Raw genomic sequence first — 26,404 nt, forward strand, 5'->3', positions numbered from 1 at the left:
ACCGCGCGACCCGGGCGGGCATAGTGAAAGGACCCCTAAAGGGGCGCGGGGAACTGCGCGACCAGCCACCACGGTCCCGCACTCGGGATCCGGCAGCAGTTCCCCGCACACCATCCGCACCACAGGGGGAAACACCGCATGAGGCGAACAGGCCGTCATGTCACCATGCTCACGGAAGGCACCTACCCGCACGTCCACGGCGGCGTCAGCACCTGGTGCGACCAGCTCGTCAAGGGCATGCCGGAGGTCGACTTCCACATCGTCTCGCTCACCGGCAGCGGCCGTGAACCCGTCACCTGGGAGCTGCCGCCCAACGTCTACCGCCACACCTCCGTACCGACCTGGGGCCCGCGCCCCGGCCGCGCGAGGCCCCCGTACGGCAGGGCCCGCCGCCGCTTCACCGAGAGCTATGAGCGGTTCCTGCTCTCCTTCCTGGACCCCGGCTCGCACGCCGACTTCGGCGACTCCCTGAACGAGCTGGCCGAACTCGCCCGGGACGGAGGCCTGTCGGCCGCACTGCGCACCGAGCCGGCGCTGCGGTCGCTGATGTGGATCTGGACCATGCCGCATCTGCCGACGGCCGCCGCCCGCCCCACCGTGCACGACGCGCTGACCGCGACCGACCTGCTGGAGCACGCCCTGCGCCCGCTGGGCGTCCGCATCCCCGAGGACTCCGTGGCGCACGCCGTCAGCAGCGGCCTCGCGACCCTGCCCGCGCTCGCCGCACGCCATCTGGACGGGGTACCGTTCCTGCTCACCGAGCACGGCATCTACCTGCGCGAGCGCTACCTCGGCTACCGCCAGGGCGCCCAGCGCTGGCCCGTGAAGGCCTTCATGCTCGGCTTCTACCGCGAGCTGAACTCCTACGGCTACCGCGCCGCCGACCTCATCACGCCGTGCAACCAGTACAACCGCCGCTGGGAGGAGCGCGGCGGCGCCGACGCCGACAAGATCCGCACGGTCTACAACGGCGTCGACCCGGCCGCCTTCCCGCACGCCGGCCCCGAGCCCGAGGTCCCCACCCTGTCCTGGTGCGGCCGGATAGACCCCATCAAGGACCTGGAGACCCTGCTCCGCGCCTACGCCATGGTGCGCGCCGAGATCCCGGCGACCCGGCTGAGGCTCTTCGGCCCGGTCCCGCCCGGCGGCGAGGCCTACCGCACCCGGCTGGAGAAGCTCGCCGCCGAACTGGGCGTCACCGACGGCCTGACCTTCGAGGGCCGCATCACCGAGGTCTGGCGCGCCTACGCGGCCGGGCACCTCGTCATGCTGTCGTCGATCTCCGAGGGCTTCCCGTTCTCCATCATCGAGGCCATGTCCTGCGGCCGTACGACGGTGTCGACGGACGTCGGCGGGGTGCGCGAGGCCGTCGGCGACACGGGCCTGGTGGTGCCCCCGCGCGAGCCGGAGAAGATGGCCGCCGCCGCGCTCACCCTGCTGAAGGACGACCGACGGCGCCTGGAGCTCGGCGAGTTGTCACGCCAGCGTGTCATCGACCGGTTCACGCTGCGCCGCTCGGTGGACGCCTTCCGCACCATCTACAAGGAACTCGCGGGCGAGGACGAGGTGTACGAGCCGACGCTGGAGACCGTCGCCGACTGGACGCTGGAACTGCGCGACCCCTGGTACGCGTCCACCGCGACGGACGGGGCCGGCTGGTGAGCGGAAGCGTCTGGCTCCCCCCGGGCTCCCGCCCGGACACCCTCCCGGCGATTCCCCGGCAGCGCACCCCCAGCTGGGCCCGGCCCGACCCGGTCGACGAACTCGTCGGCAGACTGGAGGACTTCATAGCCGCAGCCGTCCACCCGGACGAGATAGCCGCCCTGCTGGAGTCCGACGGCCTCTCCGACGACCAGATACGCGAGCGGTACGGCGTGACGAACTCCTTCGCGCTCGCCGAGACGCTCTACGAACGCGTCGAACGCCGCTACCCCGAGCCCGACGGCCCCGCCCCCGACCCCTGGCGGACCGGCCTGCTCGGCTGCCTGCTGCGCGGCGTCGTCTTCGCCCTGCCCGGCCTCGCCTACGTCCTCGGAGCGCCGCTGTTCGCCGGCCCCGGCGACTTCGGCCTCCCCGCGGGCACGGTGTCGCTCCTCGCCGGCGCCCTGTGCGGCTGGACCTGGAACCAGGGCCTCGCCCACCGGGCGTACGCGTGGCTGGGGCTGGGCGACCGGCCGGCCGCCCGGCGCGCCCTGCTGCTCGGCGCCCCGGCGGGCGCGCTGCTCGGCTCCCTGGTCGCAATCTTGTGCGCGGGCGGCGCCGCCCCGGCCGTGGCCGCCTTCGCCGCCGGGCAGTCCTGCTATCTGGCCGCGGCGACCGTCCTGCTGGTGATGGGCCGCGAACGGCTCCTGCTGGCCGCCCTCGCACCGATGGCGATGGGCGCGGTCCTGTCCCTCGTCGACCCGCTGCCCGAGGCCGCGGGCCCGGCCCTGCTGCTCGGCTCCCTCTCGGCCGTCGCCGTGCTCGCACTGCGCGAGGTGGCGCCCGCCCTCAAGGACGAGCACGGCTGGACCGCCGGCCTCGTCGCCCTGCTCCCGTTCGGCGCCTTCGGTACCCTCCCCGCCCACCGCCGCTCCGCCGCACCCCGGCTCACGGGCTCCCTGCCGTACGCCCTGTTCGGGCTCGCCACCGGCGTCCTCGTGCTGTACGCGGCACTCGGCGACGTCCTCGCCGGCGAGTCGTCGAGCGCGGTCGCCGCGCCCGCCGCCGTGGCCCTCACCCTCAGCATGGGCCCCGCCGAGTGGCTGCTGTACCGCTTCCGCAGCGACAGCCTCTCCGGACTGCGCGCCAGCAGCACCGCCCGGGACTTCCGCCGGACCACGCTCCTGACGGTCGTGCGGTGCCTGGCCGCCTACCTCGCCGTCCTGCTCGCGCTGAGCCTCGCCGTCTCCGCCCTGTGGCCGCACGCCCCGGTCCCGGGCGGTGCCCAACTGGCCGGGCTGCTCCTGCTGGGCGTGGTCCTGTGGACGGGCCTGCTGCTCCAGTCGTTCGGCGCGGTGACCGGCGCGACGGCGGTGTGCTGCGCCGCGGCCCTCGTCCAGACCCTGCTCCTCGTCACCCGCACCGGCGATCCGCACCTGGCGGGAGCGGTCGTGTACGGCACGGCGGCCGCCGTCCAGGCCGCCCTGGTGTGCGTCCTGCTGGGGAGGGCAACCGCCCACCGATGAGCACTCTCCTGGTCCCGTACTACGAGCACCCGTCCGTCCGCCCCGCCGAATGGGACGCGATCGTCGCGGCGGCGCCCCGCCTCTACGGAGTCGTCCTCAACCCGGCCAGCGGCCCCGGCGACCGCCCCGACGCGGCCTTCGCCGAGGTCGCCGCCCGGCTGCGGGCCGCGGGAGTGCGGGTCCTCGGGTACGCCGACACCGACTACGGCCGCCGCGCCGCCCACAACGTCGTCCGCGACCTCACCCGGCACCGCGACTGGTACGGCACCGACGGCGCCTTCCTCGACCAGGTCCCGTCCGGGCCCGAGGGGTTCGAGCACTACCAGAAGCTGGCGGTGGCCGCCTGGGGCGTCGGCTGCGGCACCCTCGTCCTCAACCACGGCGCGGCACCGCACCCCTGCTACGCCCGCATCGCCGACGTCCTCGTCACCTTCGAGGGCACCTGGGCCTCGTACCGCGCGCAGCCCCCGCAGACGTGGCCCGGCGGCCCGGACGTACGGCTGTGCCACCTGGTGTACGGCGTCCCACCCGACGCCGACCCGGAGGGTCTTGCCCGGGCGCGGGGTGCGGCGCTGCTGTGCGCGGTGCCCGGAACCGGAGATCATCCTTGGGGCACCCTGCCGTACACCCTGCACAACCCGGAGAACACCCCGTGAGACGCCTGCCCCTGCTCGTCGCTCTGCTCCTCGTGCTGCTCGCGGGCTGCACCCGGACCTCCGACGACAAGCCCGGCCCCCGCTGGCAACCCCGCCCCGGCACCGCCTGGCAGTGGCAGCTCAGCGGGCGCCTGGACACCTCCGTCGACGTGCCGGTCTACGACATCGACGGCTTCGACCACTCCGAGGACACGGTCGCCGGGCTGCACGACGACGGACGCAAGGTCATCTGCTACCTGTCCACCGGTGCCTGGGAGGAGTTCCGGCCGGACGCGGGGAAGTTCCCCAAGGCCGTCCTGGGCCGCGGCAACGGCTGGAAGGGCGAGCGCTGGCTCGACATCCGCCGCACCGACGTCCTGGAGCCGCTCATGGCCGCCCGCATCGACATGTGCCGCGACAAGGGCTTCGACGCGGTGGAGCCCGACAACATGGACGGTTACCGCAACGAGACGGGCTTCCCGCTCATGGCCGCCGACCAGCTGCGCTACAACCGCCTCATCGCCCGGCTGGCCCACGACCGCGGCCTGGCCGTCGGCCTGAAGAACGACCTGGACCAGATCCCGGAACTCGTCGGGGACTTCGACTTCGCGGTCAACGAGCAGTGCGCCCAGTACGGCGAGTGCACGGCCCTGAAGCCGTTCGTCGCCGCGGGCAAGGCCGTCTTCCACGCCGAGTACGAGATCCCCACCGGCCGGTTCTGCGCCGACTCGCGCCGGCTGAAGCTCAGTTCGCTGCTCAAGAAGTACGAACTGGGGGCGTGGCGACGGGCCTGCTGAGCGCGATCCCGGTGACCGCGGTGCCCGCGACCCGGTCGGCGAGGGACCGGCGGCCGGGGGAGAGGACCGGCAGCGCGTTCAGCAGGAACAGCACCACCGCGACCGCCCACACCAGTACCGACAGCACGATCCGACCCTCGACCAGCAGCACGCAGGCCACGGCGTACACGGCGACGTCCGCCGCGGTGGTGACCGCGGCCCGCCGCGCCGCCCTGACCCCGCGCGGGTGGTTCGGGGTGACCTTCAGCCCGGCCAGGGCCTTGCCGACCGTGCGCCCGGCCACGGCCAGGCACACCCACTGGTAGAGGAACACCGTCAGCACCAGCAGCCCGAAGGCCTGCTCGACGTACAACACCGACTTGCTCCACAGCGAGACCCCCAGGTCCTGGGAGGCGTCGAGCACGTCACCGCGCGAGGTCAGCAGGTCGAAACCGCCGCGGGTGGCCAGCTCGGGCACGTCGGTGACGAGCGCGGAGACCCGGTGGAAGGTGAGCGCGGCGAGCGCCGAGGCCAGCGCCACCACCAGCGCGAAATCGACGAACCAGGCCATGGCGCGGCGCAGCTTCGGCATGAACATCCCCCGATCACTTGTGTGTCGGGGTAGGAAGCTAGCGGCTGAGCGGCCCGGGAAGGAGAGGGACGAGGAGATCGTTTCAGCCCAGTGACAGAACGACCAGGGCCGTGGTCGCCGCGGTCTCCGCCAGACCGCCGAAGACATCCCCCGTGACCCCGCCGAAGCGGCGCGTGCAGTGGCGCAGCAGCGCCTCGGCGGCGGCCAGGGCGAGAACGACCGCGAGCACGTTGCGGACCATGCCGTACGGCCCGTGGGCGGCACCGGCCGCCGCCGCGAGCCCGGCGACGGCGACGGCGGCGAACACCGCCCCCCGCGGCGGCACCACGCCCGCGACCGCCGCCCCCAGCCCCTCCGGCCGCGCCGCCGGCACCCCGGCCCGGGCCGCCAGGGTCAGGGCCAGCCGGGCGAGGGTCGCGGAGACGACGGCGGCGCACGCGCCCCGGGCCCAGGAGGCGTCGTACGCCTGGGCGAGCGCGGCGACCTGCGCGAGCAGGGCGAGAACGAGGGTGATGACCCCGAACGGCCCGATGTCCGACTGCTTCATGATCCGCAGCGCGTCCTCGGCGGGCTTCCCGCTGCCCAGCCCGTCGGCGGTGTCCGCGAGCCCGTCGAGATGCAGCCCCCGGGTGAGGACGGCCGGCACGGCGACGGTCGCCACGGCGGCGAGCGGGGCGCCGGCGCCCAGGAACAGCAGCACCAGCCCGAGCCCGGCGGCAGCGGCACCGACCGCGAGTCCGGCCAGCGGAGCGCACAGCATGCCGCCGCGTGCGGCCTCCCGGTCCCACCGGGTCACCCGGACGGGGATCACCGTGAGGGTGCCGAAGGCGAAGCGGAGGCCGTCGAGGGGTGAGGTTCTGGGCACCGGCGCAGGCTACCGGCCGGTCGGGAGAGCGGGAACGGCAGCCGAGGATAAAGTGCGCATATGGGATGGTTCGAGCGGAACATCATGGAACCCGGCAAGCTGCCGTTGCTTCTCGCTCTCGTCTCCTTCGTCCTGACCTTCGTGATCACCCGGGGCATCACCCGTCTCATCCGGGCGGGCAAGGGCCCCTTCCGCAACATCAGCGCCGGCGATGGTGTCCACGTCCACCACGTGGTGCCCGGCGTCATCCTGACGATCATCGGCGGCTTCGGCGCGGTCGCCGGCGGCCAGTACGGCTTCGGCTCGGCGCTGGCCGCGGTGATCTTCGGCATCGGCGCGGGCCTCGTCCTCGACGAGTTCGCCCTGGTGCTGCACCTCGCCGACGTCTACTGGACCCCGGACGGCCGCAAGAGCGTCGAGATGGTCGTCCTCACCGCCTCCCTCGTCGGCCTGCTCCTGCTCGGCTTCTCGCCGCTGGGCGTCAACGACCTCTCCGAGGACCAGCAGCAGAACCGCGCCGTCGTCCTCGGGAACGTCCTCGTGAACTTCGCGTTCGCCCTCGTCGCCCTGTTCAAGGGCAAGGTCCGCATCGCCGTGCTGGGCGTGATCATCCCCCTCATCGCCCTGATCGGCGCCGTACGGCTGGCCCGCCCCACCTCCCCGTGGGCCAAGCGGTTCTACCGGAACCGCCCCCGCGCCCGTGCGAAATCCGGCCTGCGGGCCTACCACCACGACCGCCGCTGGGTGGGCCCCCGGCGCAGGTTTCAGGACTGGATCGGCGGCACGCCCGACCCCGAGCCGGCCCGCTCCCTCGAACACCGCTGACGCAGCTCGCCGACCGCGCACAGCACCAGCACCGCGACGATCGCCGCGAGGTGCTCCTTGCCCGCGAGGTTCTCCTTGACCACGACCTCGACCACCATCGCCACGATCACCACCGTGGCCGTCAGGTACGCGCGGTAGCGCAGGCCCAGGAAGACGGCCAGGCCCACCACCGCCGCCGACGGCCCGGTGTCCACGACCCACCGGTCCGAGGCGGGCAGACCCGGCCACGAGTCCGGGCCCAGCCAGATGCCCAGGCGCGCGTACAGCGTGCCCACGAGCGTCGCGAGGTAGGCGAGGACCAGCGTCCGCCACCGGCCCAGGCACAGCTCGGCGATGCCGAACACCAGCAGGATCTGCGCCAGCGCGCCCCACGCCGGCAGATCCAGCGCGGGCACGAACAGCGACAGCGGCGTCCGCAGCAGCGCCTGCCACAACGGGTCCTCGGCCCGCACGCCGCCGGCGTTCTGCACGAACCGGTAGCCCCACGCCTGGTGGTGCACGAAGTGCAGCACAGCCGTGAGGCACACGGCCGCGACCGTCATCGGCGCGGCCCGCCACCGCCGCTCGGCCAGCGGCCCGCGCATCGCGGCGTACAGCGGACCCCATTCGGCGCGGGCCCAGCGGGTGAGCGTGGTCATCCGGCGGTCGTCCTCGTCCGTGCGCGGTTACGTCTGAGGGTGTCTGCGACTCGGTCGAACCGACACCACGTTCCAAGACCGACCGGAACGGGACGAAGTTGAGCCAGGCGTGAGTGACCTGGATCTCAGGGCCGCTACTGCTCGTCGGGCGTCTCCGAGACCTCCGCCCCGGCCGGCTCCTCGGACTCCTTCGGCTTCTCGGGCAGCTCCGCCGCCAGTGCGGCCGCGGCCTGCACGAGCGGCAGCGCCAGCAGGCCGCCCGCACCCTCCCCGACGGTCACCCCGTGGGTCAGCAGCGGCTCCAGGGCCATCCGGTCCAGCGCCTTCGCCTGCCCGGGCTCCCCGCTGTCGTGCGCGGCCAGCCACCAGTCGGGCGCCCGGAACGCGATCCGCTGCCCGACCAGCGCGCACGCGGCCGTCACGACCCCGTCGAGCACCACCGGCAGCTTGCGCACCGCGCTCTGCAGCAGGAAGCCCGTCATCGCGGCGAGGTCGGCCCCGCCCACCGTCGCCAGCAACTGCAACTGGTCCCCGAGCACCGGCCGCGCCCGGCGCAGCGCGTCCCGGATCGCCGCGCACTTGCGCATCCACGCCAGGTCGTCGATCGCCAGCCCGCCGCGCCCGGTGACGACCGACGCGTCGACCCCGCACAGCGCCGCGACCAGCACACCCGCCACCGTCGTCCCGCCGACGCTCACATCGCCGAGCACCACCAGGTCCGTACCGGAGTCGGCCTCCTCGTCGGCCACCGCGACCCCGGCCCGGAACGCCGCCTCGGCCTCCTCCAGCGTCAGCGCGTCCTCGATGTCGATCCGCCCGCTGCCGCGCCGCACCCGGTGCCGTACGACGTCCTCGGGCAGGGTCTCGGGGTCGCAGTCCAGGGCCATGTCGACGATCCGCACCGGCACGCCCAGCCGCCGTGCCAGCACCGAGACGGGCCGGCCGCCCTGAAGCACCTCGCGCGCCAACTCCGCGGCGCTGCCCGCCGACCGGGCCGAGACGCCCAGCTCGGCGATGCCGTGGTCACCGGCGAAGAGCACCACCCGCGGCCGTTCGACCGGCCGCACCGGCACGGCGGACTGCGCCGCCGCCAGCCACTCACCGATTTCGTCGAGGCGGCCCAGCGACCCGGGCGGCACGATCTGTCGCTCCCGGCGCGCCTCGGCGTCGCGGCGGATCCCGCCGTCCGGACGCTCGATCAGATCGGTGAAGTCGTCGAGATTAAGCGAGCTCATTCGCCGAACAGTACCGGCCCCGCTCGAACAGCACGGCGCCACATCACCACTCCGTCACGGCGACGTCGTTGCACCCAAGATCCGCATCCCATACGTTCCGTTTTGCAGCGGATTGTCGTACGCGTTCGTGCGATGTCCCCGCCGTACGTCCTTGCCGTACGCCGTCGCGCCCGGGAGCCGCCCATGCCCGCACACCCCGCCTCCTCAGCACCCCCCGCCCCCCAGGCGACGACCGCCCGGGTCCATGAACCGCGCCGGGAGGACTGCCCCTGGTGCGGCTCCGCCCGGCTGCGGAACCGGCTGCGCACCGGTGACCTGCGGCAGTACAAGCCGGGCAGCTTCACCGTCGACGCGTGCCGGGACTGCGGCCACACCTTCCAGAACCCCCGCCTCACGCCGGAGGGACTCGCCCTCTATCACCGGACCGCGCGCGGGGCGCCCAGGGACCCGGCGAGCGACGGCCTCCTCGCCCTGCGCGGCAGCCCGCGCCGCCACCGCTCGGCGGCCCGCGCGATGCTGCGCTGCGGCGAGCCGGAGAGCTGGCTCGACGTCGGGACGGGCCACGCCCGATTCCCGGCCACGGCCCGGCAGTTCTTCCCCTACACCGCCTTCGACGGCCTGGACCCCACCCCGCGCGTGGTCCGCGCCCGCACCGCCGACCGCGTCGAGGAGGCCCACGTCGGCCGTCTGACGGACCCCCGGATCGCCGGCCCGCTGCGCGCCCGCTACGACGTGGTCAGCATGCTCCACCACCTGGAGGGCACGCCGGACCCCCGGGCGGAACTCCGGGCCGCCCTCGCCGTCCTGCGCCCCGGCGGCCATCTGCTCATCGAGACCCTGAGCCCCCGCAGCGTCTTCGCGGCCCTGCTCGGCCGCTGGTGGCTCCCCTACGACCAGCCGCGCCACCTCCACCTCCTCCCGCCGCAGAACGTCCGCGCGGAACTGGAGTCGGCGAACTGCACGATCCTGACGCTCGACCACCGCCCGGTCCACGTCCCCCACGACCTCGCGGGTGCCACGTCCCTGGCCCTCTCCCACGCCCTGCCGGCCCCGGACACCCCCTGGCGGGCGATCCCCCCGCCCCCCGTCCACCGGCACACCCGCACGGCCCTGCTCCGCGCGGGCGTCCCTCTGGTGGCCCTGGCGGCGCTGGCGGACCACCTCATCGCCCCGGTGACCCGCCGCACGCGCTTCGCGAACACCTACCGGGTGATCGCCCGCAAAGCTCCGTAGCCCGGGGCGGGCGCTGGTGCCGCCGGGCCCCGATCAGCCCCGCAGCACCACCGCCTGCCCCGCCACCACCAGCAGCACGTGCTCGCACTCGCCCGCGAACCCCGCGTTCAGCCGCCCGAGTTCGTCCCGGTAGCGCCGCCCCGACGCCGTCGACGGCACGATCCCCGACCCCACCTCGTTCGACACGGCGACCACGGTCCGCCGGGTGACCCGCACCGCCTCCGTGAGCTCCCGCACCCGCTCCCGCAGAGCCTTCTCCCCGCGCTCCGCCCACACCGCGTCGTCCCACGCCCCGACCGAGTCCATCGCGTCCGTCAGCCACAACGACAGGCAGTCGACCAGCAGCGGCGGTCCCTCCTGCTTCAGCAGCGGCACCAGATCGCAGGTCTCGACCGTCTGCCACGACCCCGGCCGCCGCTCCCGGTGCGCCGCCACCCGCGAGGACCACTCCGTGTCCCCGTTGCGCGACCCGCCCGTCGCCACGTACAGCACGTCCGGAAAGGCCTCCAGCCTCCGTTCGGCCTCCACCGACTTGCCCGACCGCGCCCCGCCCAGCACCAGGGTCCGCCGCGGCACGTCCGGCACGTCCTCGTACGCCCCCACCATCAGCGTCACTCCGTCCGGCACCGCCCGCGCCCCGGCCGCCGCGAGCCGCCGACCGAGCTCGGGGCCGGGCGGCACGTCGTGGTCCAGATGGACGGCGAGGACATCGGTCGTCGGCCCGACCGCCCCCACCGCCCGCAGCTTCGCCAGCGCGTCCGGCCGCCCCACGACATCCGCGAGGACCATGTCGTACGACTCGGCCGGCTCCTCCAGGCCCGCGGGCGCCCCGCCCGGCGGCAGATACAGCAGCCGCTGCCCCTCCGGCCCGGTCACCGCGTACCCCGTGCCCGGCGTGTCCAGCGCCACCGCCCGCACCCGGTGCCCCGTCAGCAGCGTCAACTCCCGCCCGTCCGGCACCCGCCCGGGCTGCGGCAGCCCCGCGGGCACCTCGACCGGCGGCCCGTCGTGCGGATGAGACAGCAGGACCTGCCGTACGCCGGTCAGGGAACGGCCCGCCCGTGCCGCAGCGAACGCCGCGCCCGGCGTCAGGTCGAGCAGCAGCGCCCCGTCCAGGAGCAGCGCGGTGGCCGCCCGCGCGTCCGGGCCGAGGGCGGCCGCACAGGCCGCGCAGGGACAGTCGGGGCGGGGGAGACCCGCGGGGGCGCCGGTGCCGAGCAGAGTGAGTTCCACGCACCGATTTTCGCCTGCCCACCCGGCACCTGCGCGCCTGGCACCCCGTATGGAGCCCCCGCGCGCGGCCCCCGTCCGGGATTCGTGGGTGACAACCCGCGCGCAACCGGTCACCCGCAGTCCTATGACGGCACACCCGGCGGAGCGCATAGGCTCTGGGAAGGAGCCGGACCACGATCCGGCTTTTGCTGTGCAGTGTGCTCACACACATGGGAGGCGTACATGGCGGCATGGACGTGGCGGTTCGAGAAGACCGACGGGACGGAGGTCCAGCCCGCGGTGCCGCCGGAGGAGTTCCCCACTCAGGGGGACGCCGAGTCCTGGATCGGGGAGCACTGGAAGGCCCTGCAGGAGGGCGGTGCCGATCAGGTGCGGCTGTTCGAGGACGCCTCGGAGATCTACGGGCCGATGAGCCTGCACGCGGCCGAGGCGTGAGCCCGGTGGGCGGGGGCCGACGGCTCTCGCCCACACCCCCTGTTCCGCTGGTCAGCCGCGCACGCCGCACAGGTGCAGCAGCGCGGCCACCCCGCGGTACGGATCGGTCCGCCCGGCCTTCTCCTCCACCGCGAGCAGCGTCTCCACGTCGGCCGGGGCCTCGGCGCCGTCCGCCGCCGTGTCGGTGAACACCCGCACCCCGTACCAGGCGTGCAACGGCGCCCCGATCCCGGCGAGCGTCGACGTCAGGTCCTTCAGCCGGTCGGCCCGTACGTCGAGCCCCAGCCGGTTGCGGTAGGAGACGGTGTCGAAGGCCGCCAGCGCCCCGGACCAGTCACCGGACAGGCCCGGCCGGATCGCGAGCGCGTCCCCGTTGCGCACGAGCAGCGACAGCAGCCCGCCGGGCGCCAGCATCCGGGCGAGGCCCGCCAGCAGCGGGTCGGGCTCCTCGACGTACATCAGGACGCCGTGGCACAGCACCACGTCGAAACTGCCCGGCAGGAAGTGCACGCCGGTGTCCCGGCCGTCGCCCTCGATGATCCGCATACGCGCCCGGATGCCCTGCGGTTCCCCGGCGAGGGACTCCCGGGCCACGGCGACCATCGTCGAGTCCTGCTCCAGACCGGTCACCTGGTGCCCGGCCCGGGCCAGCCGCAGCGCCTGCGTGCCCTGGCCCATCCCCACGTCGAGCACCCGCAGGCGCTGACCCACCGGGAACCGGCCGACTATCTGCTCGTCCAGCTGGCGGGCCACCAGCTCCTGCCGGACGACATCGCGCAGCCCGCCCAGCCTGTCCAGCCAGGCATCCGCCGCACCCCCGGAGAACGGCGTCGTGGTCAGGGCCGCTCTCCGCGCTTGACCTGCGGCTTCGGCAGCCGGAGCCGGCGCATCTGGAGCGAGCGCATCAGGGCGTAGGCGACGGCGCCGCGCTTGTTCTCACCCGCGAAGCGCTCGTGCAGCTGCTTCTTCAGACGGAAGGCCGTGACGAACGAGTCGAGCACGATCAGCACGATCACCACGAGCCACAGCAGCAGCGCGACGTTCTGCAGCGAGGCCACCCGCACCATGCTCAGCACGAGGATGACCACGGCCATCGGCAGGAAGAACTCCGCGATGTTGAAGCGGGAGTCGACGAAGTCGCGCGCGAACCGGCGGACCGGTCCCTTGTCACGCGCGGGCAGATACCGCTCGTCGCCGCTCGCCAGCGCCTGGCGCTGCCGCTCCATCGCGGTACGGCGCTCCTCGCGCTGTCGCTTGGCGGCCTCCTTGCGCGTCATCGACGTGTTGGCCACGCTGCGGCGCGAGGACTGGGCCTGGCTGCGCTTGGGCGTGGGGCGGCCCTTGGGGGCCTCGGGGTGACGGGGCTGACTGGAGTCGGTCACCGGCGCCTTGTCGGCGTCCTGGGCCTTCTCATCCTTCGCACGGCTACGGAACACAAAACCCAAGGGTAAGGGCTTCTGGGCATGGACCCCAGCCCTGTGGGGAACGATCCGGCAACACCAGTCGTCAGTAAGGGGACAGAGGGGACGTTGCGTACGCCTCCGGATGTTCCCAGGGGTGTACGGCTCCGGTAACCCCGGGGACCACCTACTCCCTACGCCGGAGCGGGAGCGCACGCAGTCGTCCTTGGGGATGAGCGCATCCGTCCCCGAACAGTGCGGTAATGGATGCAGGGCCCGTACTGTGGGTTCTGTCGCAGGAGCTGGAGCCAGGTCGTCAGAAGGGGGCGCGCGAAGCCCATGAGCGGTGTCATGAAGCGTATGGGGATGATCTTCCGCGCGAAGGCGAACAAGGCCCTTGACCGGGCCGAGGACCCGCGCGAGACCCTCGATTACTCGTATCAGAAGCAGCTGGAGCTGCTGCAGAAGGTCCGCCGCGGCGTCGCCGACGTGGCGACCTCCCGCAAGCGTCTGGAACTCCAGCTGAACCAGTTGCAGTCGCAGTCCGGCAAGCTGGAGGACCAGGGCCGCAAGGCGCTCGCGCTGGGCCGTGAGGACCTGGCCCGGGAAGCGCTCTCCCGCCGGGCCGCGCTCCAGCAGCAGGTGACCGACCTGGAGACCCAGCACGCGACGCTCCAGGGCGAGGAGGAGAAGCTCACCCTCGCGGCCCAGCGGCTCCAGGCCAAGGTCGACGCCTTCCGCACCAAGAAGGAGACGATCAAGGCGACGTACACGGCGGCGCAGGCGCAGACCCGGATCGGCGAGGCCTTCTCCGGCATCTCCGAGGAGATGGGCGACGTCGGCCTGGCGATCCAGCGGGCCGAGGACAAGACGGCCCAGCTCCAGGCCCGCGCCGGGGCCATCGACGAGCTGCTCGCCTCAGGTGCCCTGGAGGACCCCTCCGGCATGCACAAGGACGACCTCCAAGCCGAGCTGGACCGGCTCTCCGGTGGTACGGATGTAGAGCTGGAACTGCAGCGCATGAAGGCCGAACTGGCCGGAGGCTCGGGCAGCGGGCAGCAGGCCCTCGAAGGTGGCACGGGCCAGCAGCAGTCCCAGCAGCCGCAGGACACTCCGCGCTTCGACAAGCAGTAGGGGTCCACGCCTAGGAGGGCGACATGATCGTACGGATCATGGGGGAGGGCCAGGTGAGCCTGGCCGACAGCCACCTCGCCGAGCTGAACAAGCTGGACGACGAACTCCTGGCGGAAATGGAGAACGGCGACAGCCCCGGCTTCCGCCGCACCCTCCAAGCCCTCCTGACCAGGGTCCGCGACCTGGGCGACCCCCTCCCCGACGACTCCCTGGAACCGTCGGAACTGATCCTGCCGTCTCCGGACGCGACGCTGGAGGACGTCCGGGAGCTCCTGAGCGACGACGGTCTGATCCCGGGCTGAATGCTGCCCACGCCGATGCCCGGGCCGACGCGGGCGTGGGGGCCCGGCCCCCGGCCCGGATACCGTAAACAGCCGTGAGCACCCTCGCGCGGGCCAGATGCCGGGCCGAAGCACACCCGCTGGCCATGGACGCCGTGCTGGCCGCGGCCGTCCTGGTCTGCATGGTCGCCGGCTCCTTCGTGGAGCCCCGGCACCGCGACAGCGTCAGCTGGGCCCTGCGCACCCCCGACGCCCTCAGTCTCGTCCTCATGGCCCTCGGCGCCGCAGCCCTGGTCTTCCGCCGCCGCGCCCCGATGACGGTTCTCGCCCTCACCGGCACGGTCTCCGTGATCGAGTCCGTCACCGGCGACCCCCGCGCCCCGGTCGCCATGTCCGCCGTGGTCGCCCTGTACACCGTCGCCTCCACCACCGACCGCCCCACCACCTGGCGCGTCGGCCTGCTCACCATGACCGTGCTGACCGGCGCCGCCATGTCGGCCGGCTCCCTGCCCTGGTACGCCCAGGAGAACCTCGCGATCTTCGCCTGGACCGGCATCGGCGCCACGGCCGGTGACGCCGTCCGCAGCCGCCGCGCCTTCGTCCAGGCGATCCGGGAACGCGCCGAACGGGCCGAGCGCACCCGCGAGGAGGAGGCCCGCCGCCGGGTCGCCGAGGAACGCCTGCGGATCGCCCGGGACCTGCACGACGTCGTCGCCCACCACATCGCCCTGGTCAACGTGCAGGCCGGTGTCGCCGCCCACGTCATGGACAAACGCCCCGACCAGGCCAAGGAGGCCCTCGCGCACGTCCGCGAGGCCAGCCGCTCCGCGCTCAACGAGCTCCGCGCCACCGTCGGCCTGCTCCGGCAGTCCGGCGACCCGGAGGCCCCCACCGAACCCGCCCCGGGCCTGGACCGCCTCGACGAACTCAGCGGTACCTTCCGCAACGCCGGCCTGCACATCGAGGTCGCCCGCGCGGACCAGGGCACCACCCTCCCCGCGGCCGTCGACCTGGCCGCCTACCGGATCATCCAGGAGGCCCTCACCAACGTGCAGAAGCACGCCGGGCCGCAGGCCAAGGCGGAGGTCAGCGTCGTACGCGTCGGACCGCACATCGAGATCACCGTGCTCGACGACGGCAGCGGCGAGCACGAGACCCAGGACACCGGCGGCGGCCACGGACTGCTCGGCATGCGCGAGCGCGTCACCGCCCTGCGCGGCACCCTCACCACCGGTCCCCGCTACGGCGGCGGCTTCCGCGTCCATGCGATCCTGCCGGTCAAGAACCGCACACCGACCGGGGAGGGCCCCGCATGACCATCCGTGTCCTGCTCGCCGACGACCAGGCGCTGCTCCGCAGCGCCTTTCGCGTGCTCGTCGACTCCGAGCCCGACATGGAGGTGGTCGGCGAGGCCTCCGACGGCGCGGAAGCGGTCCGGATGGCGAAGGAGCAGCACGCCGACGTCGTGCTCATGGACATCCGCATGCCCGGCACCGACGGTCTCGCCGCGACCCGCATGATCAGCGCCGATCCCGGCCTCGCCGACGTCCGGGTGGTCATCCTGACGACGTTCGAGGTCGACGACTACGTCGTGCAGTCGCTGCGCGCCGGCGCCTCCGGCTTCCTCGGCAAGGGCTCCGAGCCCGAGGAACTGCTGAACGCCATCCGCATCGCGGCCGGCGGCCAGGCCCTGCTCTCCCCGGCGGCCACCACGGGCCTGATCGCCCGGTTCCTCGCCACGGAGGACCCGGCCGACGGCGACCGCGACCCGGCCCGCGGCGAACGGCTCGGCTCGCTCACCGTCCGGGAGCGCGAGGTCCTGGTCCAGGTGGCCGGCGGGCACTCCAACGACGAGATCGCCGAGCGCCTCGAAGTCAGCCCGCTGACCGTGAAGACGCACGTCAACCGGGCCATGGCCAAACTGGGCGCCCGGGACCGCGCCCAGCTCGTGGTCACCGCGTACGAGTCCGGCCTGGTCCGTCCAAGGGTGGAGTGAGCTCGACCCGGGTGTACTGCGCCGGGAGTATGCGCCGTATAAGGAACGGGACCTGGGGCCTACGGAACCCCCGCCCCCCGTGGCTCAGGGTGTAGGGGCGGGCGCTCATCTGCGCGTCCGCTGCCGCTTCTGCCGCTCCACAGAAGAGAGACCCTCACCCATGTCCTGGCTGTCGAGATTCAGCCTCGCGCAACGGGCCCTGACCGGGCTGATATCGATCATCGCGCTCGTCTTCGGGGCGATCGCGATACCCCAGCTCAAGCAGCAGCTGCTGCCCACCATCGAACTGCCCGTGGTGTCCGTGCTGGCGCCGTACCAGGGCGCGTCGCCGGACGTGGTCGAGAAGCAGGTCGTCGAACCCATCGAGGACACCCTCGAAGCCGTCGACGGCATCAGCGGCGTCACCTCCACCGCCAGCGAGGGCAACGCCGTGATCATGGCGTCCTTCGACTACGGCAACGACACCAAGCAGCTGGTCGCCGACGTCCAGCAGGCCGTCAACCGGGCCCGTGTCCAGCTCCCGGACGACGTCGACCCGCAGGTCGTCGCCGGTTCCACGGACGACATCCCGACCGTCGTCCTCGCCGTCACCTCCGGCCGCGACCAGCAGGCCCTGGCCGACCAGCTCGACAGGACCGTCGTGCCGGACCTGAAGAGCATCGACGGCGTCGGCCAGGTCACCGTCGACGGTGTGCGCGACCTCCAGGTCACCGTCACGCCCGACGAGGCCAAGCTGGCCAAGGCGAGCCTGACCTCGCAGTCCCTCTCCCAGGCGCTCCAGGCGGGCGGCGCGACCGTCCCGGCCGGCTCCTTCGACGAGGGCGGCGCCAACCGCACGGTCCAGGTCGGCGGCGGCTTCACCTCGCTGAAGCAGATCCAGGACCTGATGGTCACGGGCGAGCCCGGCAAGGGCAAGCCGGTGCGCCTCGGCGACGTCGCCACGGTGAAGCAGCAGGAGGCCCCGGCCGACTCCATCACCCGCACCGACGGCAGGCCCAGCCTCGCCGTCGCCGTGACGATGGACCGCGACGGCAGCGCGGTCGCCATCTCCGACGCCGTCCAGGACAAGCTCCCGGACCTGCGTAAGGACCTCGGGTCAGGCGCGACCCTCACGGTCGTCAGCGACCAGGGCCCGGCCGTGTCCAAGTCCATCAAGGGCCTGACCACCGAGGGCGGCCTCGGTCTGCTCTTCGCCGTCCTGGTGATCCTGGTCTTCCTGGCCTCGATCCGCTCCACCCTCGTGACGGCGGTGTCCATCCCGCTGTCCGTGGTCCTCGCCCTGATCGTGCTGTGGACGCGCGACCTGTCGCTGAACGTCCTGACGCTGGGCGCCCTGACCATCGCCATCGGCCGGGTCGTCGACGACTCGATCGTGGTCCTGGAGAACATCAAGCGTCACCTCGGCTACGGCGAGGAGCGCCAGTCGGCCATCCTCACCGCGGTGCGCGAGGTCGCGGGCGCGGTGACGTCCTCGACGCTGACCACCGTCGCGGTGTTCCTGCCGATCGGCCTGGTCGGCGGCATGGTGGGCGAGCTGTTCGGCTCGTTCAGCCTCACCGTGACGGCCGCGCTGCTGGCGTCCCTGCTCGTGTCGCTGACGGTCGTACCGGTGCTGTCGTACTGGTTCCTGCGGCCCCCGAAGGGCACCCCCGAGGACGCGGACGAGGCCCGTCGGCTCGCCGAGGAGAAGGAGGCCAGGAGCCGCCTGCAGCGCATCTACGTCCCGGTGCTGCGCTTCGCGACCCGCCGCCGGCTCACCAGTGTGGCCCTCGCGATCGTCGTCCTGGTCGGCACGTTCGGCATGGCGCCGCTGCTGAAGACGAACTTCTTCGACCAGGGCGAGCAGGAAGTCCTCACCGTCAAGCAGGAGCTGAAGCCCGGCACCAGCCTGGCCGCGACGAACGCCCAGGCGAAGAAGGTCGAGCAGTTGCTCGCCGGCACCGAGGGCGTGAAGGACTACCAGGTCACGATCGGCTCGTCCGGCTTCATGGCGGCCTTCGGCGGCGGCACGGACAGCAACCAGGCCTCGTACCAGGTGATGCTCGACGACTCGGCGTCCTACGAGGACGTCCAGGACGGCATCGAGAAGGGCCTGGCCGGTCTGAAGGGCATCGGCACGACCACCGTCGCCGCCGGTGACGGCTTCGGCAGCCAGAACCTCAGCGTGGTCGTGAAGGCCGCCGACGCCGACGTCCTGCGCACGGCGTCCGAGGAGGTCCGCAAGGCGGTCGCCTCCCTCGACGACGTCACGGACGTCTCCAGCGACCTGGCGACGAGCGTGCCGCGCATCTCGGTCAAGGCCAACGACAAGGCCGCCGCGGCCGGCTTCAACGACCAGACCCTCGGTGCCGCCGTCGCCCAGGCCGTCCGCGGCACCACCGCGGCCAAGGCGGTCCTGGACGACACCGAGCGTGACATCGTCATCCGCTCGGCGAAGCCCGCCAGGACCCTGAAGCAGCTTCAGGACCTGCGCCTGGGCGGCGCGGCGAAGCTCGGCGACATCGCCACGGTCAAGCTGGTCGACGGCCCGGTCTCCATGACCCGCATCGACGGCCAGCGCGCGGCCACCATCACCGCGAAGCCGACCGGCGACAACACCGGCGCGGTCAGCACCCAGCTCCAGTCCGAGATCAACGCGCTGAAGCTCCCGGACGGCGCCACGGCGTCGATCGGCGGTGTCTCCGAGGACCAGGACGAGGCGTTCGCCAACCTGGGCCTGGCGATGCTGGCGGCCATCGCGATCGTCTTCATGCTGCTGGTCGGCACCTTCCGGTCCCTGGTCCAGCCGCTGATCCTGCTCGTCTCCATCCCGTTCGCCGCCACCGGCGCGATCGGCCTGCTGATCGCCACCGGCACCCCGATGGGCGTCCCGGCCATGATCGGCATGCTGATGCTGATCGGCATCGTGGTGACGAACGCGATCGTGCTGATCGACCTGATCAACCAGTACCGCAAGCAGGGCCACGGCGTCGTCGAGGCCGTGATCGAGGGCGGCCGGCACCGGCTGCGCCCGATCCTCATGACCGCCCTGGCGACGATCTTCGCCCTGCTGCCCATGGCCCTCGGCATCACCGGCGAGGGTGGCTTCATCGCCCAGCCGCTGGCCGTGGTCGTGATCGGCGGTCTGGTCACGTCGACCCTGCTCACCCTCCTGCTCGTCCCGACGCTCTACGCGATGGTCGAACTCCGCAAGGAGCGCCGGGCGAAGAAGCGCGCGGCGAAGAAGGGCCTCCCGGCCCAGGAGAAGACCGCGCAGGAGCCCGAGCCCGCGGGCGTGTGACGGCCTGATCCGGCGGCGGCCGGGCACCGGACCTCCAGGGCCGGTGCCCGGCCGCCGTCCTGTGCGTTCCGTATCCTGTGGGCTCGAACTGCTCTACGGGGGAAGGGGATTCGGGCGTGCCGCTGCACAGCGACGACCCGAAGGCGGTCGGCGGCTACAGGCTGCTCGACCGGCTCGGGGCCGGGGGCATGGGCGTCGTCTACCGGGGCAGGGCGCGTTCGGGCCGCGACGTGGCTCTCAAGGTCGTCCATGCCCAGTACGCCGCGGACGCCGTCTTCCGCGCCCGGTTCCGGCAGGAGATCGAGGCTGTCCGCAAGGTCAGCGGTGCCTTCACCGCGCCGGTCCTGGACGCGGACCCCGAGGCGGCGCGGCCCTGGATGGCGACCCAGTACGTGCCCGGGCCCTCGCTCGCCCGGCGGATCCGCGACCGGGGCGCCCTTCCCGACGCCGAACTGGGTCGACTGGCCCTGGGCCTGGTGGAGGCGCTTCGGGAGATCCACCGGGCCGGGGTGGTGCACCGGGACCTGAAGCCCGCCAACGTCCTGCTGGCCGAGGACGGGCCCCGCGTCATCGACTTCGGCATCTCCCGCGCGGCGGAGAACCACCAGACGCTGACCGAGACCGGCCAGATGATCGGCACACCGCCCTTCATGTCCCCGGAGCAGCTTGTCGACGCCCGTACGGTCGGCCCGGCGTCGGACGTCTTCTCACTCGGCTCACTGCTGGTGTACGCGGTCACCGGCCGGGGCCCCTTCGACATGGACAGCCCCTATCTGACGGCCTACCGAGTGGTCCACGACGCACCGGTGCTGGACGGGGTCGCGCCGCCGCTGCGCGGGCTCCTGGAGCGCTGCCTGGCCAAGGACCCCGCGGACCGGCCCGGACTCGACGAGCTGGCCCGGGAGTTCGCGACGGTCCTGCCCGAGCGGGCCCACGGCGATCCGGCCACCCTGGCCCTGCGCGCGGAGCGGCTCCCGGCCGTCGAGGTGACCCGCCCCGTGACCGTGGCGGACCCGCCGGGCCCCGTCCGCCCCCGCCGCCGTATCCGCCCGCTGCTCGCCGTGACGGGCACGGTCGGCGCGGTCGCCCTCGGCCTGACGGCCTATCTGACGCTCGGCCCCGGCTGGGCGCAGAGCGCGGACCGGTCCGGTTCCTCACCCTCCGCGGGTTCCCGGTGGGCGGCGCCGCCCACCGGCTGGAAGCCCTGGCAGACGACGGTGTACGAGACGGCCGGGCGCGGCGTGCGGAAGACGCCGAAGCCGCAGACCGGCGGGCTGCGGGGCGGGCCGGGGTGTCAGGTGTACGAGGGTGCCGTCTACTGCGCGGGCGACGGGATCCTGCCCGTACGCCTGGACGGGAGGACGGGCGGGACCGTCTGGCGCGCCGGCCCGCCGGCGTCCGTCACCGGCGACGACATCTCCAGGTTCGAGATCCTCGGCATCCGGGACGACGCGGTCCTGGTCCAGCAGGAGCCCCCCGGCGAAGGGGCGACCCGGGTCTTCGCCTTCGACACCGGGACCGGCGACCGGCTCTGGGACCGCGCGGTGAACGACGAGCGGGTGGACGTGGTCGTCTCCGGCGACCTCGTCGTGATCCCGGAGGGCGACGGCACCTCGGTGACGGCCCGCTCGCCCCGCACCGGCGACCCGCGCTGGACGGAACGGCTGCCCGCGAAGCACTTCTGCGGGATCGTGGAGGCCGCCGGGAAGCTGTACCTGCAGTGCACCCCGGAGGAGGGGCCGGAGGCCAACCTGGTCATGGAACTGCACCGGGCCGACGGCCCGGCACGCCGGCTGACCGTACCGGGCCAGGCCGGGCTGCTCGGCGCCTTCGACGGTCGGCTCCTGTTCCTGGACCTGACCCAGGACGAGGACGGGAACACCCTCGTCGGGCAGGACGCGCCGTACGCGGGGATCCGATGGGTGGACCCCGGCACCGGTGCGCACAGCACGACGAAGCTGGCCGAGGAGTACGAGGGACAGGTGACGACGGCGGACGGCACCCTGTGGTTCGCCACCGCCAGCGGACGGGTCACCGCCGTGTCGGCCCGCACGGGCCGCCCGCTGTGGCAGACCCCGACCAGCCTGGAACAGCCGAGCGAGGCGACGTACGACCCGCGGACCCGGGCCCTGTACCTCGCCAGTGCCAGCGGCCGCGTCGGTGCGCTCGACGCGAAGAAGGGCACGCTGCTGTGGGAGACGCTGCCGCGGGAACAGAGCAACAGCACCGACTGGGGTGCCGGCAGGGTACGGCTCCTCGAAGGCGCCCTGGTCGCGACCACCCCCGGCGGCGCCGTCTTCAGCCTCGACCCCGCGCACCCCGAGCGGACACCGCACTCGGGGTGACGACGGGCAGGGGGCGGATTACGGCAGCGCCAGCATCCGCTCCAGGGCCAGCTTCGCGAAGGCCTCCGTCTCCTTGTCCACCTCGATGCGGTTGACGAGGTTGCCCTCGGCCAGGGACTCCAGCGCCCAGACCAGGTGGGGGAGGTCGATGCGGTTCATGGTCGAGCAGAAGCAGACCGTCTTGTCGAGGAAGACGATCTCCTTGCCCTCGGGCGCGAAACGGTTCGCCAGGCGGCGGACCAGGTTCAGCTCCGTGCCGATGGCCCACTTGGAGCCGGCCGGCGCGGCCTCCAGGGCCTTGATGATGTACTCCGTCGAACCGACGTAGTCCGCCGCGGCCACGACCTCGTGCTTGCACTCGGGGTGGACCAGGACGTTCACGCCCGGGATGCGCTCGCGCACGTCGTTCACCGAGTCCAGGCTGAATCGGCCGTGCACCGAGCAGTGGCCGCGCCACAGGATCATCTTCGCCGCGCGCAGCTCCTCGGCCGTCAGACCGCCGTTCGGCTTGTGCGGGTTGTAGAGGACGCAGTCCTCCAGGGACATGCCCATGTCGCGCACGGCGGTGTTGCGGCCCAGGTGCTGGTCCGGCAGGAAGAGCACCTTCTCGCCCTGCTCGAAGGCCCAGTCCAGGGCCCGCTTGGCGTTGGACGAGGTGCAGATGGTGCCACCGTGCTTGCCCGTGAACGCCTTGATGTCGGCGGAGGAGTTCATGTACGAGACGGGCACGACCTGCTCGGCTATCCCGGCCTCGGTCAGCACGTCCCAGCACTCGGCGACCTGCTCGGCCGTCGCCATGTCGGCCATCGAGCAGCCGGCGGCGAGGTCGGGCAGGACGACCTTCTGGTCGTCGGACGTCAGGATGTCCGCCGACTCCGCCATGAAGTGCACGCCGCAGAACACGATGTACTCGGCCTCCGGGCGGGCGGCCGCGTCCCGGGCCAGCTTGAACGAGTCACCGGTCACGTCGGCGAACTGGATGACCTCGTCGCGCTGGTAGTGGTGGCCGAGCACGAAGACCTTGTCCCCGAGCTTCTCCTTCGCCTTGCGGGCGCGCTCCACCAGGTCCGGGTCGGACGGCGAGGGCAGGTCGCCGGGACACTCCACACCGCGCTCGCTCTTCGGGTCGGCCTCACGGCCGAGGAGCAGCAGGGCGAGGGGCGTCGGCTGTACGTCGAGCTCCTGGGTCTGGGCGGTGGTCACGACACGCACCCTTTCTGTTTCTGCGACTTTTCGTCGATTTGACGCTATCTATCATAACCGCTTCACGTCACTTTGACGATGTCCATAGCGTCGGTGTGACGTGAATCCCGGTGAGCCGTCGTTCATTCCCGGGAAGACCCGGAAAGAGCCGTTTTCCGGTTCCCGGTGCGTGTGCGAGCATGAAAAGGAGCCGGGATCGACGCCCGGCCCGGAATGAATCCGCGGCCCCGCCGGTTGCAACCGTCGGCAAGCAGTCTCCGTACAACCCGGGAGAGATGTAGATGTCCGTATCGGACGAGACCAGCACCGTCACCGACGGCATCATCCTGACCGACGCCGCCGCGTCCAAGGTCAAGGCGCTGCTCGACCAGGAAGGCCGCGAAGACCTCGCGCTGCGCGTCGCCGTCCAGCCCGGCGGCTGCTCCGGCCTGCGCTACCAGCTCTTCTTCGACGAGCGCGCCCTCGACGGCGACGTGGAGAAGGACTTCGGCGGTGTGAAGGTCGTCACCGACCGCATGAGTGCTCCGTACCTGGGCGGTGCCACGATCGACTTCGTGGACACCATCGAGAAGCAGGGCTTCACGATCGACAACCCGAACGCGACGGGCTCCTGCGCCTGCGGCGACTCGTTCAGCTGAGCCTGCCGAGCCGCCACCGGCGGCCGCGGACACGACGAAGGCGGCGGCCCCCTCCGACGGGGCCGCCGCCTTCGCGCTGTACGGCTCTGGCGCTCCTGTGTGTCTAGCGCTCCTGCGTGGGGGGAGCCGGCAGCCGCGCGCCCTCCTTGGCCAGCGGGACCGCCTTGCCGTCCGTGTCGACGACCGCCCGGTCACCGAGCGGCTCGTCCAGCGGCACGGTCTCCTGGAACTGCTTGGCGATCATGACGCAGACCTTGTCCGGCCACGGGGTCGACGTCACGGAGACCGTCACCTCGTCGCCCTTCTCGCTCGCCTTCACGTCGTAGTCGGCGCACACCCCGCCCGTGAAGGTCACCGTCAGCTCCGAGCCCTCGGCCCGGTACCCGTCCACCTTCACCTCGCGCGGACCGGGAGCCGACGTCGGCTGGTCACCCGGCTCACTCGGCTCGGGGGAGGCCAGGTACTTCGGCTCCACCGCCGGGTACGTCACGGTGAACGGGTCCTTCGCGCCCGGCGCCGTCACCTCGAACAGCCACGACGGCACCAGCGCCTGCCGCCCGTCGACGACGTGCGCGGCCAGCCCGAACACCGCGTTCTCGACCGTGACCGTGTCCTGCTCGGGAGCACCGCTCGCCGGCTGCTCGCACGGCTGCTCCAGCTTGTCCTTGAGCGGCACGGGGCTGGCGCAGCCGCCGATGCCCATCCGGTGATCGCTCTTCGGCTGCCCGTTCATCAGCTCCAGCGCCTTCCCGGCGCTGACCACGGGGTACGTGTCGCCCTTCACCGGAGTCTTCAGCTGACCGCTGCCGCCCACGACCTCGCCGTCCGCACCGACCGTGATCCCGGTCGTCCAGCCGTGCGTGGGCAGCCCGCCGACCTCGGGAGCCGCGTTCACCACCCGCTGGGCCCCCATGACCTGGCTCGCGTCGCGCTTCGCGTCGTCCTGACCCACCGCCTTCAGCACGGGCGCGGCGGCCTTCTCGGCCACGTCCTCGCTCACCGGTGTGCCACCGGACTGGGGGGCGGTGCAGGTGTCGGTGCCCTTGCAGTTGTCGGTGCCCGGGGCGTACCGGCTGAACGTCCAGGCCCCCGGCGCCTGCTGGTTCACCTGGAGGCTCGGACCCGACCCGTCCTGGCCCCCGATCTTCCAGGCCTCGCCCCGCGCCACGGGCGTCCCCTCGATCCCGAGGGCCTTCGCCAGCCGGGCCACCTCCTGCTTGGTGACCTCGCCCCGTGCCCGGTACACCGGCGCCTTGCCAGGGCCGTCCGGCAGGGGGCCGTCGACCCGGTAGGTGGCGCCGTAGGGGTTGGGCTCGCCGGGCGCGATGCCGTTGCCGCCGTCCGCCGTGGACTCCGAGTAGCCGTCGAGCGCGAGCGGCGGGGGAGTGTCGTCCCCACCGGGCGCACCGGACGTCTGGCCGCCGCCCGGCCCACTGGAGGCGTTGGAGGCGAGCCAGGCCCCACCGCCGCCGATCAGCAGCACGGCGGCGGCGACGGAGGCGATGATCGCGGGCGTACGGGGACGGCCACCGCCGTGGCGGACCAAGTCCTCTTCGTCGCGGGGGAGGTCGCCGGCGGGTGCCGGGGTGGCACCGGGGCGGGACTTCTCGGTGCCGGTGTCGTCGGATGTGACGTCGCCAGCCGGTGCCGGTGCCGGTGCCGAGCCGGAGTGGACTTCCTCGTCGCCCGCGCCATCCGCGGCGGCTTCGGGGGCCCCGGTCGCGGCTGCCCGCTCGCCGTCGGCACCCCGGTCTTCGGGCGCGTCCGTCTCGGCGGCCTCCGGCGTACCGGGCTCTTCGGCTGCGGGGGCCGCCGTCTCGCCCGCACCGCCCTCGGCTGCCCGCGCGGTCTCACCTTGAGCCTCGGAAGTCTCGGAAGCCTCGGCGGTGTCTTCGGCCTCGGCGGCGTCGGCGGCTTCTTCGGGCTCAGCGGCACCCGGCGACGCCCCGGCTTCCGCCGGCACCTCGGCGTCCGCCGAGGTCCCGGCGTCCGCCGAGGTCCCGGCGTCCGCCGAGGCCCCGGCGTCCGCCGTACCCGGCTCCTCGACCTCCGGGGCGTCGGCGGTGGCGCCGCCCGCTTCCCTGGCGTCGTCGTCGTTGTCGGGTCGCTCGGTGTTCACCGCATCGCTCCTTCGGCTGCACAGCTGTCCCATGGGACCCGGCCCGGTCACACACGGACCGCTGGTGGGTCGTATCCCGCCTCCCCTTTACGGGGGACAGCGATGGGACGCAGCGGGGGAGCACACGGTTCCCGCGAGTGCGCCGTTCAGTCCCCGTACTCCTCCATGGCGTCGAGCAGCCGCGCCGACGTCAGGGGTACGGACACGCCGTGGATCAGGGCCGGGGAGACCGGCCGCGAGGCGACCCGGTCGGGAACCGCCCAGTGCGGAGCCATCCGCGCCCCGTCACCCGGCAGCGACGCCAGCTCGCCTTCCAGATCGACCGGAGCGGGGGCGTGGACCTTGAGGTTCGTCATAGCGGCACCGTAGGCACG

Annotated in this window: 24 protein-coding genes; 14 read left to right on the forward strand and 10 right to left on the reverse strand. The window is 72.9% G+C overall.

The annotated features are described in order from the left end of the window. The first annotated feature begins 138 nt into the window (after positions 1 to 138). From pelF to G3I77_RS04125, 4 genes are read left to right on the forward strand one after another with little or no spacing between them, the layout of a single operon-like run. Complete coding sequence (pelF, locus tag G3I77_RS04110; protein WP_248501135.1) at positions 139 to 1,662, forward strand: GT4 family glycosyltransferase PelF; 1,524 nt, start codon at positions 139 to 141, stop codon at positions 1,660 to 1,662. Continuing rightward, positions 1,659 to 3,167, forward strand: a complete 1,509-nt coding sequence (locus G3I77_RS04115; RefSeq protein WP_248501137.1) for a hypothetical protein — start codon at positions 1,659 to 1,661, stop codon at positions 3,165 to 3,167. The genes pelF and G3I77_RS04115 overlap by 4 nt, the downstream gene beginning before the upstream one ends. Beyond that, on the forward strand, positions 3,164 to 3,823 hold the full coding sequence (locus G3I77_RS04120; RefSeq protein ID WP_248501138.1) for a spherulation-specific family 4 protein: 660 nt from the start codon (positions 3,164 to 3,166) through the stop codon (positions 3,821 to 3,823). Before G3I77_RS04115 ends, G3I77_RS04120 begins: the two co-directional genes overlap by 4 nt. Next, positions 3,820 to 4,599: an endo alpha-1,4 polygalactosaminidase gene (locus tag G3I77_RS04125; RefSeq protein WP_248501140.1), complete on the forward strand. Its 780-nt coding sequence runs from the start codon at positions 3,820 to 3,822 to the stop codon at positions 4,597 to 4,599. Before G3I77_RS04120 ends, G3I77_RS04125 begins: the two co-directional genes overlap by 4 nt. On the opposite strand, the gene G3I77_RS04130 is transcribed toward G3I77_RS04125, so the two are convergent. Both G3I77_RS04130 and G3I77_RS04135 read right to left on the reverse strand, forming a co-directional pair. After that, positions 4,559 to 5,170: an RDD family protein gene (locus tag G3I77_RS04130; RefSeq protein ID WP_248501142.1), complete on the reverse strand. Its 612-nt coding sequence runs from the start codon at positions 5,168 to 5,170 to the stop codon at positions 4,559 to 4,561. The two genes, G3I77_RS04125 and G3I77_RS04130, sit on opposite strands and share 41 nt — an antisense overlap. 82 nt (positions 5,171 to 5,252) lie before the next feature. After that, complete coding sequence (locus G3I77_RS04135) at positions 5,253 to 6,035, reverse strand: adenosylcobinamide-GDP ribazoletransferase (protein WP_248501144.1); 783 nt, start codon at positions 6,033 to 6,035, stop codon at positions 5,253 to 5,255. Between the two features lie 60 nt (positions 6,036 to 6,095). Between G3I77_RS04135 and G3I77_RS04140 the strand changes: the two genes are divergently transcribed. Beyond that, positions 6,096 to 6,860 (forward strand): hypothetical protein, encoded by a 765-nt coding sequence (locus tag G3I77_RS04140; protein ID WP_248501146.1) that lies wholly within the window; start codon positions 6,096 to 6,098, stop codon positions 6,858 to 6,860. Here G3I77_RS04140 and G3I77_RS04145 read toward each other — a convergent pair. Together G3I77_RS04145 and cobT are read right to left on the reverse strand one after the other, a co-directional pair. After that, positions 6,800 to 7,498 (reverse strand): hypothetical protein, encoded by a 699-nt coding sequence (locus G3I77_RS04145; protein ID WP_248501148.1) that lies wholly within the window; start codon positions 7,496 to 7,498, stop codon positions 6,800 to 6,802. The genes G3I77_RS04140 and G3I77_RS04145 overlap by 61 nt on opposite strands. 134 nt (positions 7,499 to 7,632) lie before the next feature. After that, positions 7,633 to 8,733 (reverse strand): nicotinate-nucleotide--dimethylbenzimidazole phosphoribosyltransferase, encoded by a 1,101-nt coding sequence (gene cobT, locus G3I77_RS04150; protein ID WP_248501149.1) that lies wholly within the window; start codon positions 8,731 to 8,733, stop codon positions 7,633 to 7,635. A 183-nt stretch (positions 8,734 to 8,916) separates the two neighbouring features. On the opposite strand from cobT, the gene G3I77_RS04155 reads away from it, so the two are divergent. Further along, complete coding sequence (locus G3I77_RS04155) at positions 8,917 to 9,966, forward strand: class I SAM-dependent methyltransferase (RefSeq protein ID WP_248501151.1); 1,050 nt, start codon at positions 8,917 to 8,919, stop codon at positions 9,964 to 9,966. 33 nt (positions 9,967 to 9,999) lie between these two features. Here the strand turns inward: G3I77_RS04155 and G3I77_RS04160 are convergent, their stop codons facing one another. Further along, a complete protein-coding gene (locus tag G3I77_RS04160) occupies positions 10,000 to 11,199 on the reverse strand; it encodes a bifunctional adenosylcobinamide kinase/adenosylcobinamide-phosphate guanylyltransferase (RefSeq protein ID WP_248501153.1) in 1,200 nt (399 codons plus the stop codon). A 222-nt stretch (positions 11,200 to 11,421) separates the two neighbouring features. Between G3I77_RS04160 and G3I77_RS04165 the strand changes: the two genes are divergently transcribed. Further along, positions 11,422 to 11,634: a hypothetical protein gene (locus G3I77_RS04165; RefSeq protein ID WP_248501155.1), complete on the forward strand. Its 213-nt coding sequence runs from the start codon at positions 11,422 to 11,424 to the stop codon at positions 11,632 to 11,634. A 51-nt stretch (positions 11,635 to 11,685) separates the two neighbouring features. On the opposite strand, the gene G3I77_RS04170 is transcribed toward G3I77_RS04165, so the two are convergent. Beyond that, positions 11,686 to 12,387, reverse strand: a complete 702-nt coding sequence (locus G3I77_RS04170; RefSeq protein ID WP_248501157.1) for a methyltransferase domain-containing protein — start codon at positions 12,385 to 12,387, stop codon at positions 11,686 to 11,688. Positions 12,388 to 12,470: 83 nt separating this feature from the next. Next, complete coding sequence (locus G3I77_RS04175; RefSeq protein ID WP_248501158.1) at positions 12,471 to 13,070, reverse strand: DUF3043 domain-containing protein; 600 nt, start codon at positions 13,068 to 13,070, stop codon at positions 12,471 to 12,473. A gap of 330 nt (positions 13,071 to 13,400) precedes the next feature. On the opposite strand from G3I77_RS04175, the gene G3I77_RS04180 reads away from it, so the two are divergent. The 6 genes from G3I77_RS04180 to G3I77_RS04205 all read left to right on the forward strand — a co-directional run bounded on the left by G3I77_RS04180 (position 13,401) and on the right by G3I77_RS04205 (position 22,070). Beyond that, on the forward strand, positions 13,401 to 14,168 hold the full coding sequence (locus tag G3I77_RS04180) for a PspA/IM30 family protein (protein ID WP_248501458.1): 768 nt from the start codon (positions 13,401 to 13,403) through the stop codon (positions 14,166 to 14,168). A 23-nt stretch (positions 14,169 to 14,191) separates the two neighbouring features. After that, a complete protein-coding gene (locus tag G3I77_RS04185) occupies positions 14,192 to 14,470 on the forward strand; it encodes a hypothetical protein (protein WP_248501160.1) in 279 nt (92 codons plus the stop codon). Between the two features lie 74 nt (positions 14,471 to 14,544). Then, on the forward strand, positions 14,545 to 15,765 hold the full coding sequence (locus tag G3I77_RS04190; RefSeq protein ID WP_248501162.1) for a sensor histidine kinase: 1,221 nt from the start codon (positions 14,545 to 14,547) through the stop codon (positions 15,763 to 15,765). Then, a complete protein-coding gene (locus tag G3I77_RS04195) occupies positions 15,762 to 16,445 on the forward strand; it encodes a response regulator transcription factor (RefSeq protein ID WP_248501163.1) in 684 nt (227 codons plus the stop codon). Before G3I77_RS04190 ends, G3I77_RS04195 begins: the two co-directional genes overlap by 4 nt. A gap of 160 nt (positions 16,446 to 16,605) precedes the next feature. Continuing rightward, complete coding sequence (locus G3I77_RS04200) at positions 16,606 to 19,725, forward strand: efflux RND transporter permease subunit (protein WP_248501165.1); 3,120 nt, start codon at positions 16,606 to 16,608, stop codon at positions 19,723 to 19,725. Between the two features lie 116 nt (positions 19,726 to 19,841). After that, on the forward strand, positions 19,842 to 22,070 hold the full coding sequence (locus G3I77_RS04205) for a protein kinase (RefSeq protein ID WP_248501166.1): 2,229 nt from the start codon (positions 19,842 to 19,844) through the stop codon (positions 22,068 to 22,070). An 18-nt stretch (positions 22,071 to 22,088) separates the two neighbouring features. On the opposite strand, the gene nadA is transcribed toward G3I77_RS04205, so the two are convergent. After that, a complete protein-coding gene (gene nadA / locus G3I77_RS04210) occupies positions 22,089 to 23,273 on the reverse strand; it encodes a quinolinate synthase NadA (protein WP_248501167.1) in 1,185 nt (394 codons plus the stop codon). 281 nt (positions 23,274 to 23,554) lie between these two features. Between nadA and G3I77_RS04215 the strand changes: the two genes are divergently transcribed. Then, positions 23,555 to 23,911: an iron-sulfur cluster assembly accessory protein gene (locus G3I77_RS04215; protein ID WP_031109243.1), complete on the forward strand. Its 357-nt coding sequence runs from the start codon at positions 23,555 to 23,557 to the stop codon at positions 23,909 to 23,911. A gap of 103 nt (positions 23,912 to 24,014) precedes the next feature. On the opposite strand, the gene G3I77_RS04220 is transcribed toward G3I77_RS04215, so the two are convergent. Together G3I77_RS04220 and G3I77_RS04225 are read right to left on the reverse strand one after the other, a co-directional pair. Beyond that, complete coding sequence (locus G3I77_RS04220; protein WP_248501168.1) at positions 24,015 to 26,030, reverse strand: hypothetical protein; 2,016 nt, start codon at positions 26,028 to 26,030, stop codon at positions 24,015 to 24,017. 146 nt (positions 26,031 to 26,176) lie between these two features. Next, complete coding sequence (locus G3I77_RS04225) at positions 26,177 to 26,386, reverse strand: hypothetical protein (RefSeq protein ID WP_248501169.1); 210 nt, start codon at positions 26,384 to 26,386, stop codon at positions 26,177 to 26,179. Between the last annotated feature and the right edge of the window lie 18 nt (positions 26,387 to 26,404).

The sequence above is a fragment of the Streptomyces sp. D2-8 genome (assembly GCF_023184515.1).
Lineage (GTDB): Bacteria > Actinomycetota > Actinomycetes > Streptomycetales > Streptomycetaceae > Streptomyces.

What these genes read in the sequence shown, in the direction of transcription:
- G3I77_RS04215 (WP_031109243.1), top strand. Translation starts at nt 23,555, where the DNA reads ATGTCCGTATCGGACGAGACCAGCACCGTCACCGACGGCATCATCCTG.
- G3I77_RS04195 (WP_248501163.1), top strand. Translation starts at nt 15,762, where the DNA reads ATGACCATCCGTGTCCTGCTCGCCGACGACCAGGCGCTGCTCCGCAGC.
- G3I77_RS04140 (WP_248501146.1), top strand. Translation starts at nt 6,096, where the DNA reads ATGGGATGGTTCGAGCGGAACATCATGGAACCCGGCAAGCTGCCGTTG.
- G3I77_RS04165 (WP_248501155.1), top strand. Translation starts at nt 11,422, where the DNA reads ATGGCGGCATGGACGTGGCGGTTCGAGAAGACCGACGGGACGGAGGTC.
- G3I77_RS04130 (WP_248501142.1), bottom strand. Translation starts at nt 5,170, where the DNA reads ATGCCGAAGCTGCGCCGCGCCATGGCCTGGTTCGTCGATTTCGCGCTG.
- G3I77_RS04155 (WP_248501151.1), top strand. Translation starts at nt 8,917, where the DNA reads ATGCCCGCACACCCCGCCTCCTCAGCACCCCCCGCCCCCCAGGCGACG.
- G3I77_RS04145 (WP_248501148.1), bottom strand. Translation starts at nt 7,498, where the DNA reads ATGACCACGCTCACCCGCTGGGCCCGCGCCGAATGGGGTCCGCTGTAC.
- pelF (WP_248501135.1), top strand. Translation starts at nt 139, where the DNA reads ATGAGGCGAACAGGCCGTCATGTCACCATGCTCACGGAAGGCACCTAC.
- G3I77_RS04120 (WP_248501138.1), top strand. Translation starts at nt 3,164, where the DNA reads ATGAGCACTCTCCTGGTCCCGTACTACGAGCACCCGTCCGTCCGCCCC.
- cobT (WP_248501149.1), bottom strand. Translation starts at nt 8,733, where the DNA reads ATGAGCTCGCTTAATCTCGACGACTTCACCGATCTGATCGAGCGTCCG.
- G3I77_RS04185 (WP_248501160.1), top strand. Translation starts at nt 14,192, where the DNA reads ATGATCGTACGGATCATGGGGGAGGGCCAGGTGAGCCTGGCCGACAGC.
- G3I77_RS04180 (WP_248501458.1), top strand. Translation starts at nt 13,401, where the DNA reads ATGATCTTCCGCGCGAAGGCGAACAAGGCCCTTGACCGGGCCGAGGAC.
- G3I77_RS04225 (WP_248501169.1), bottom strand. Translation starts at nt 26,386, where the DNA reads ATGACGAACCTCAAGGTCCACGCCCCCGCTCCGGTCGATCTGGAAGGC.
- G3I77_RS04200 (WP_248501165.1), top strand. Translation starts at nt 16,606, where the DNA reads ATGTCCTGGCTGTCGAGATTCAGCCTCGCGCAACGGGCCCTGACCGGG.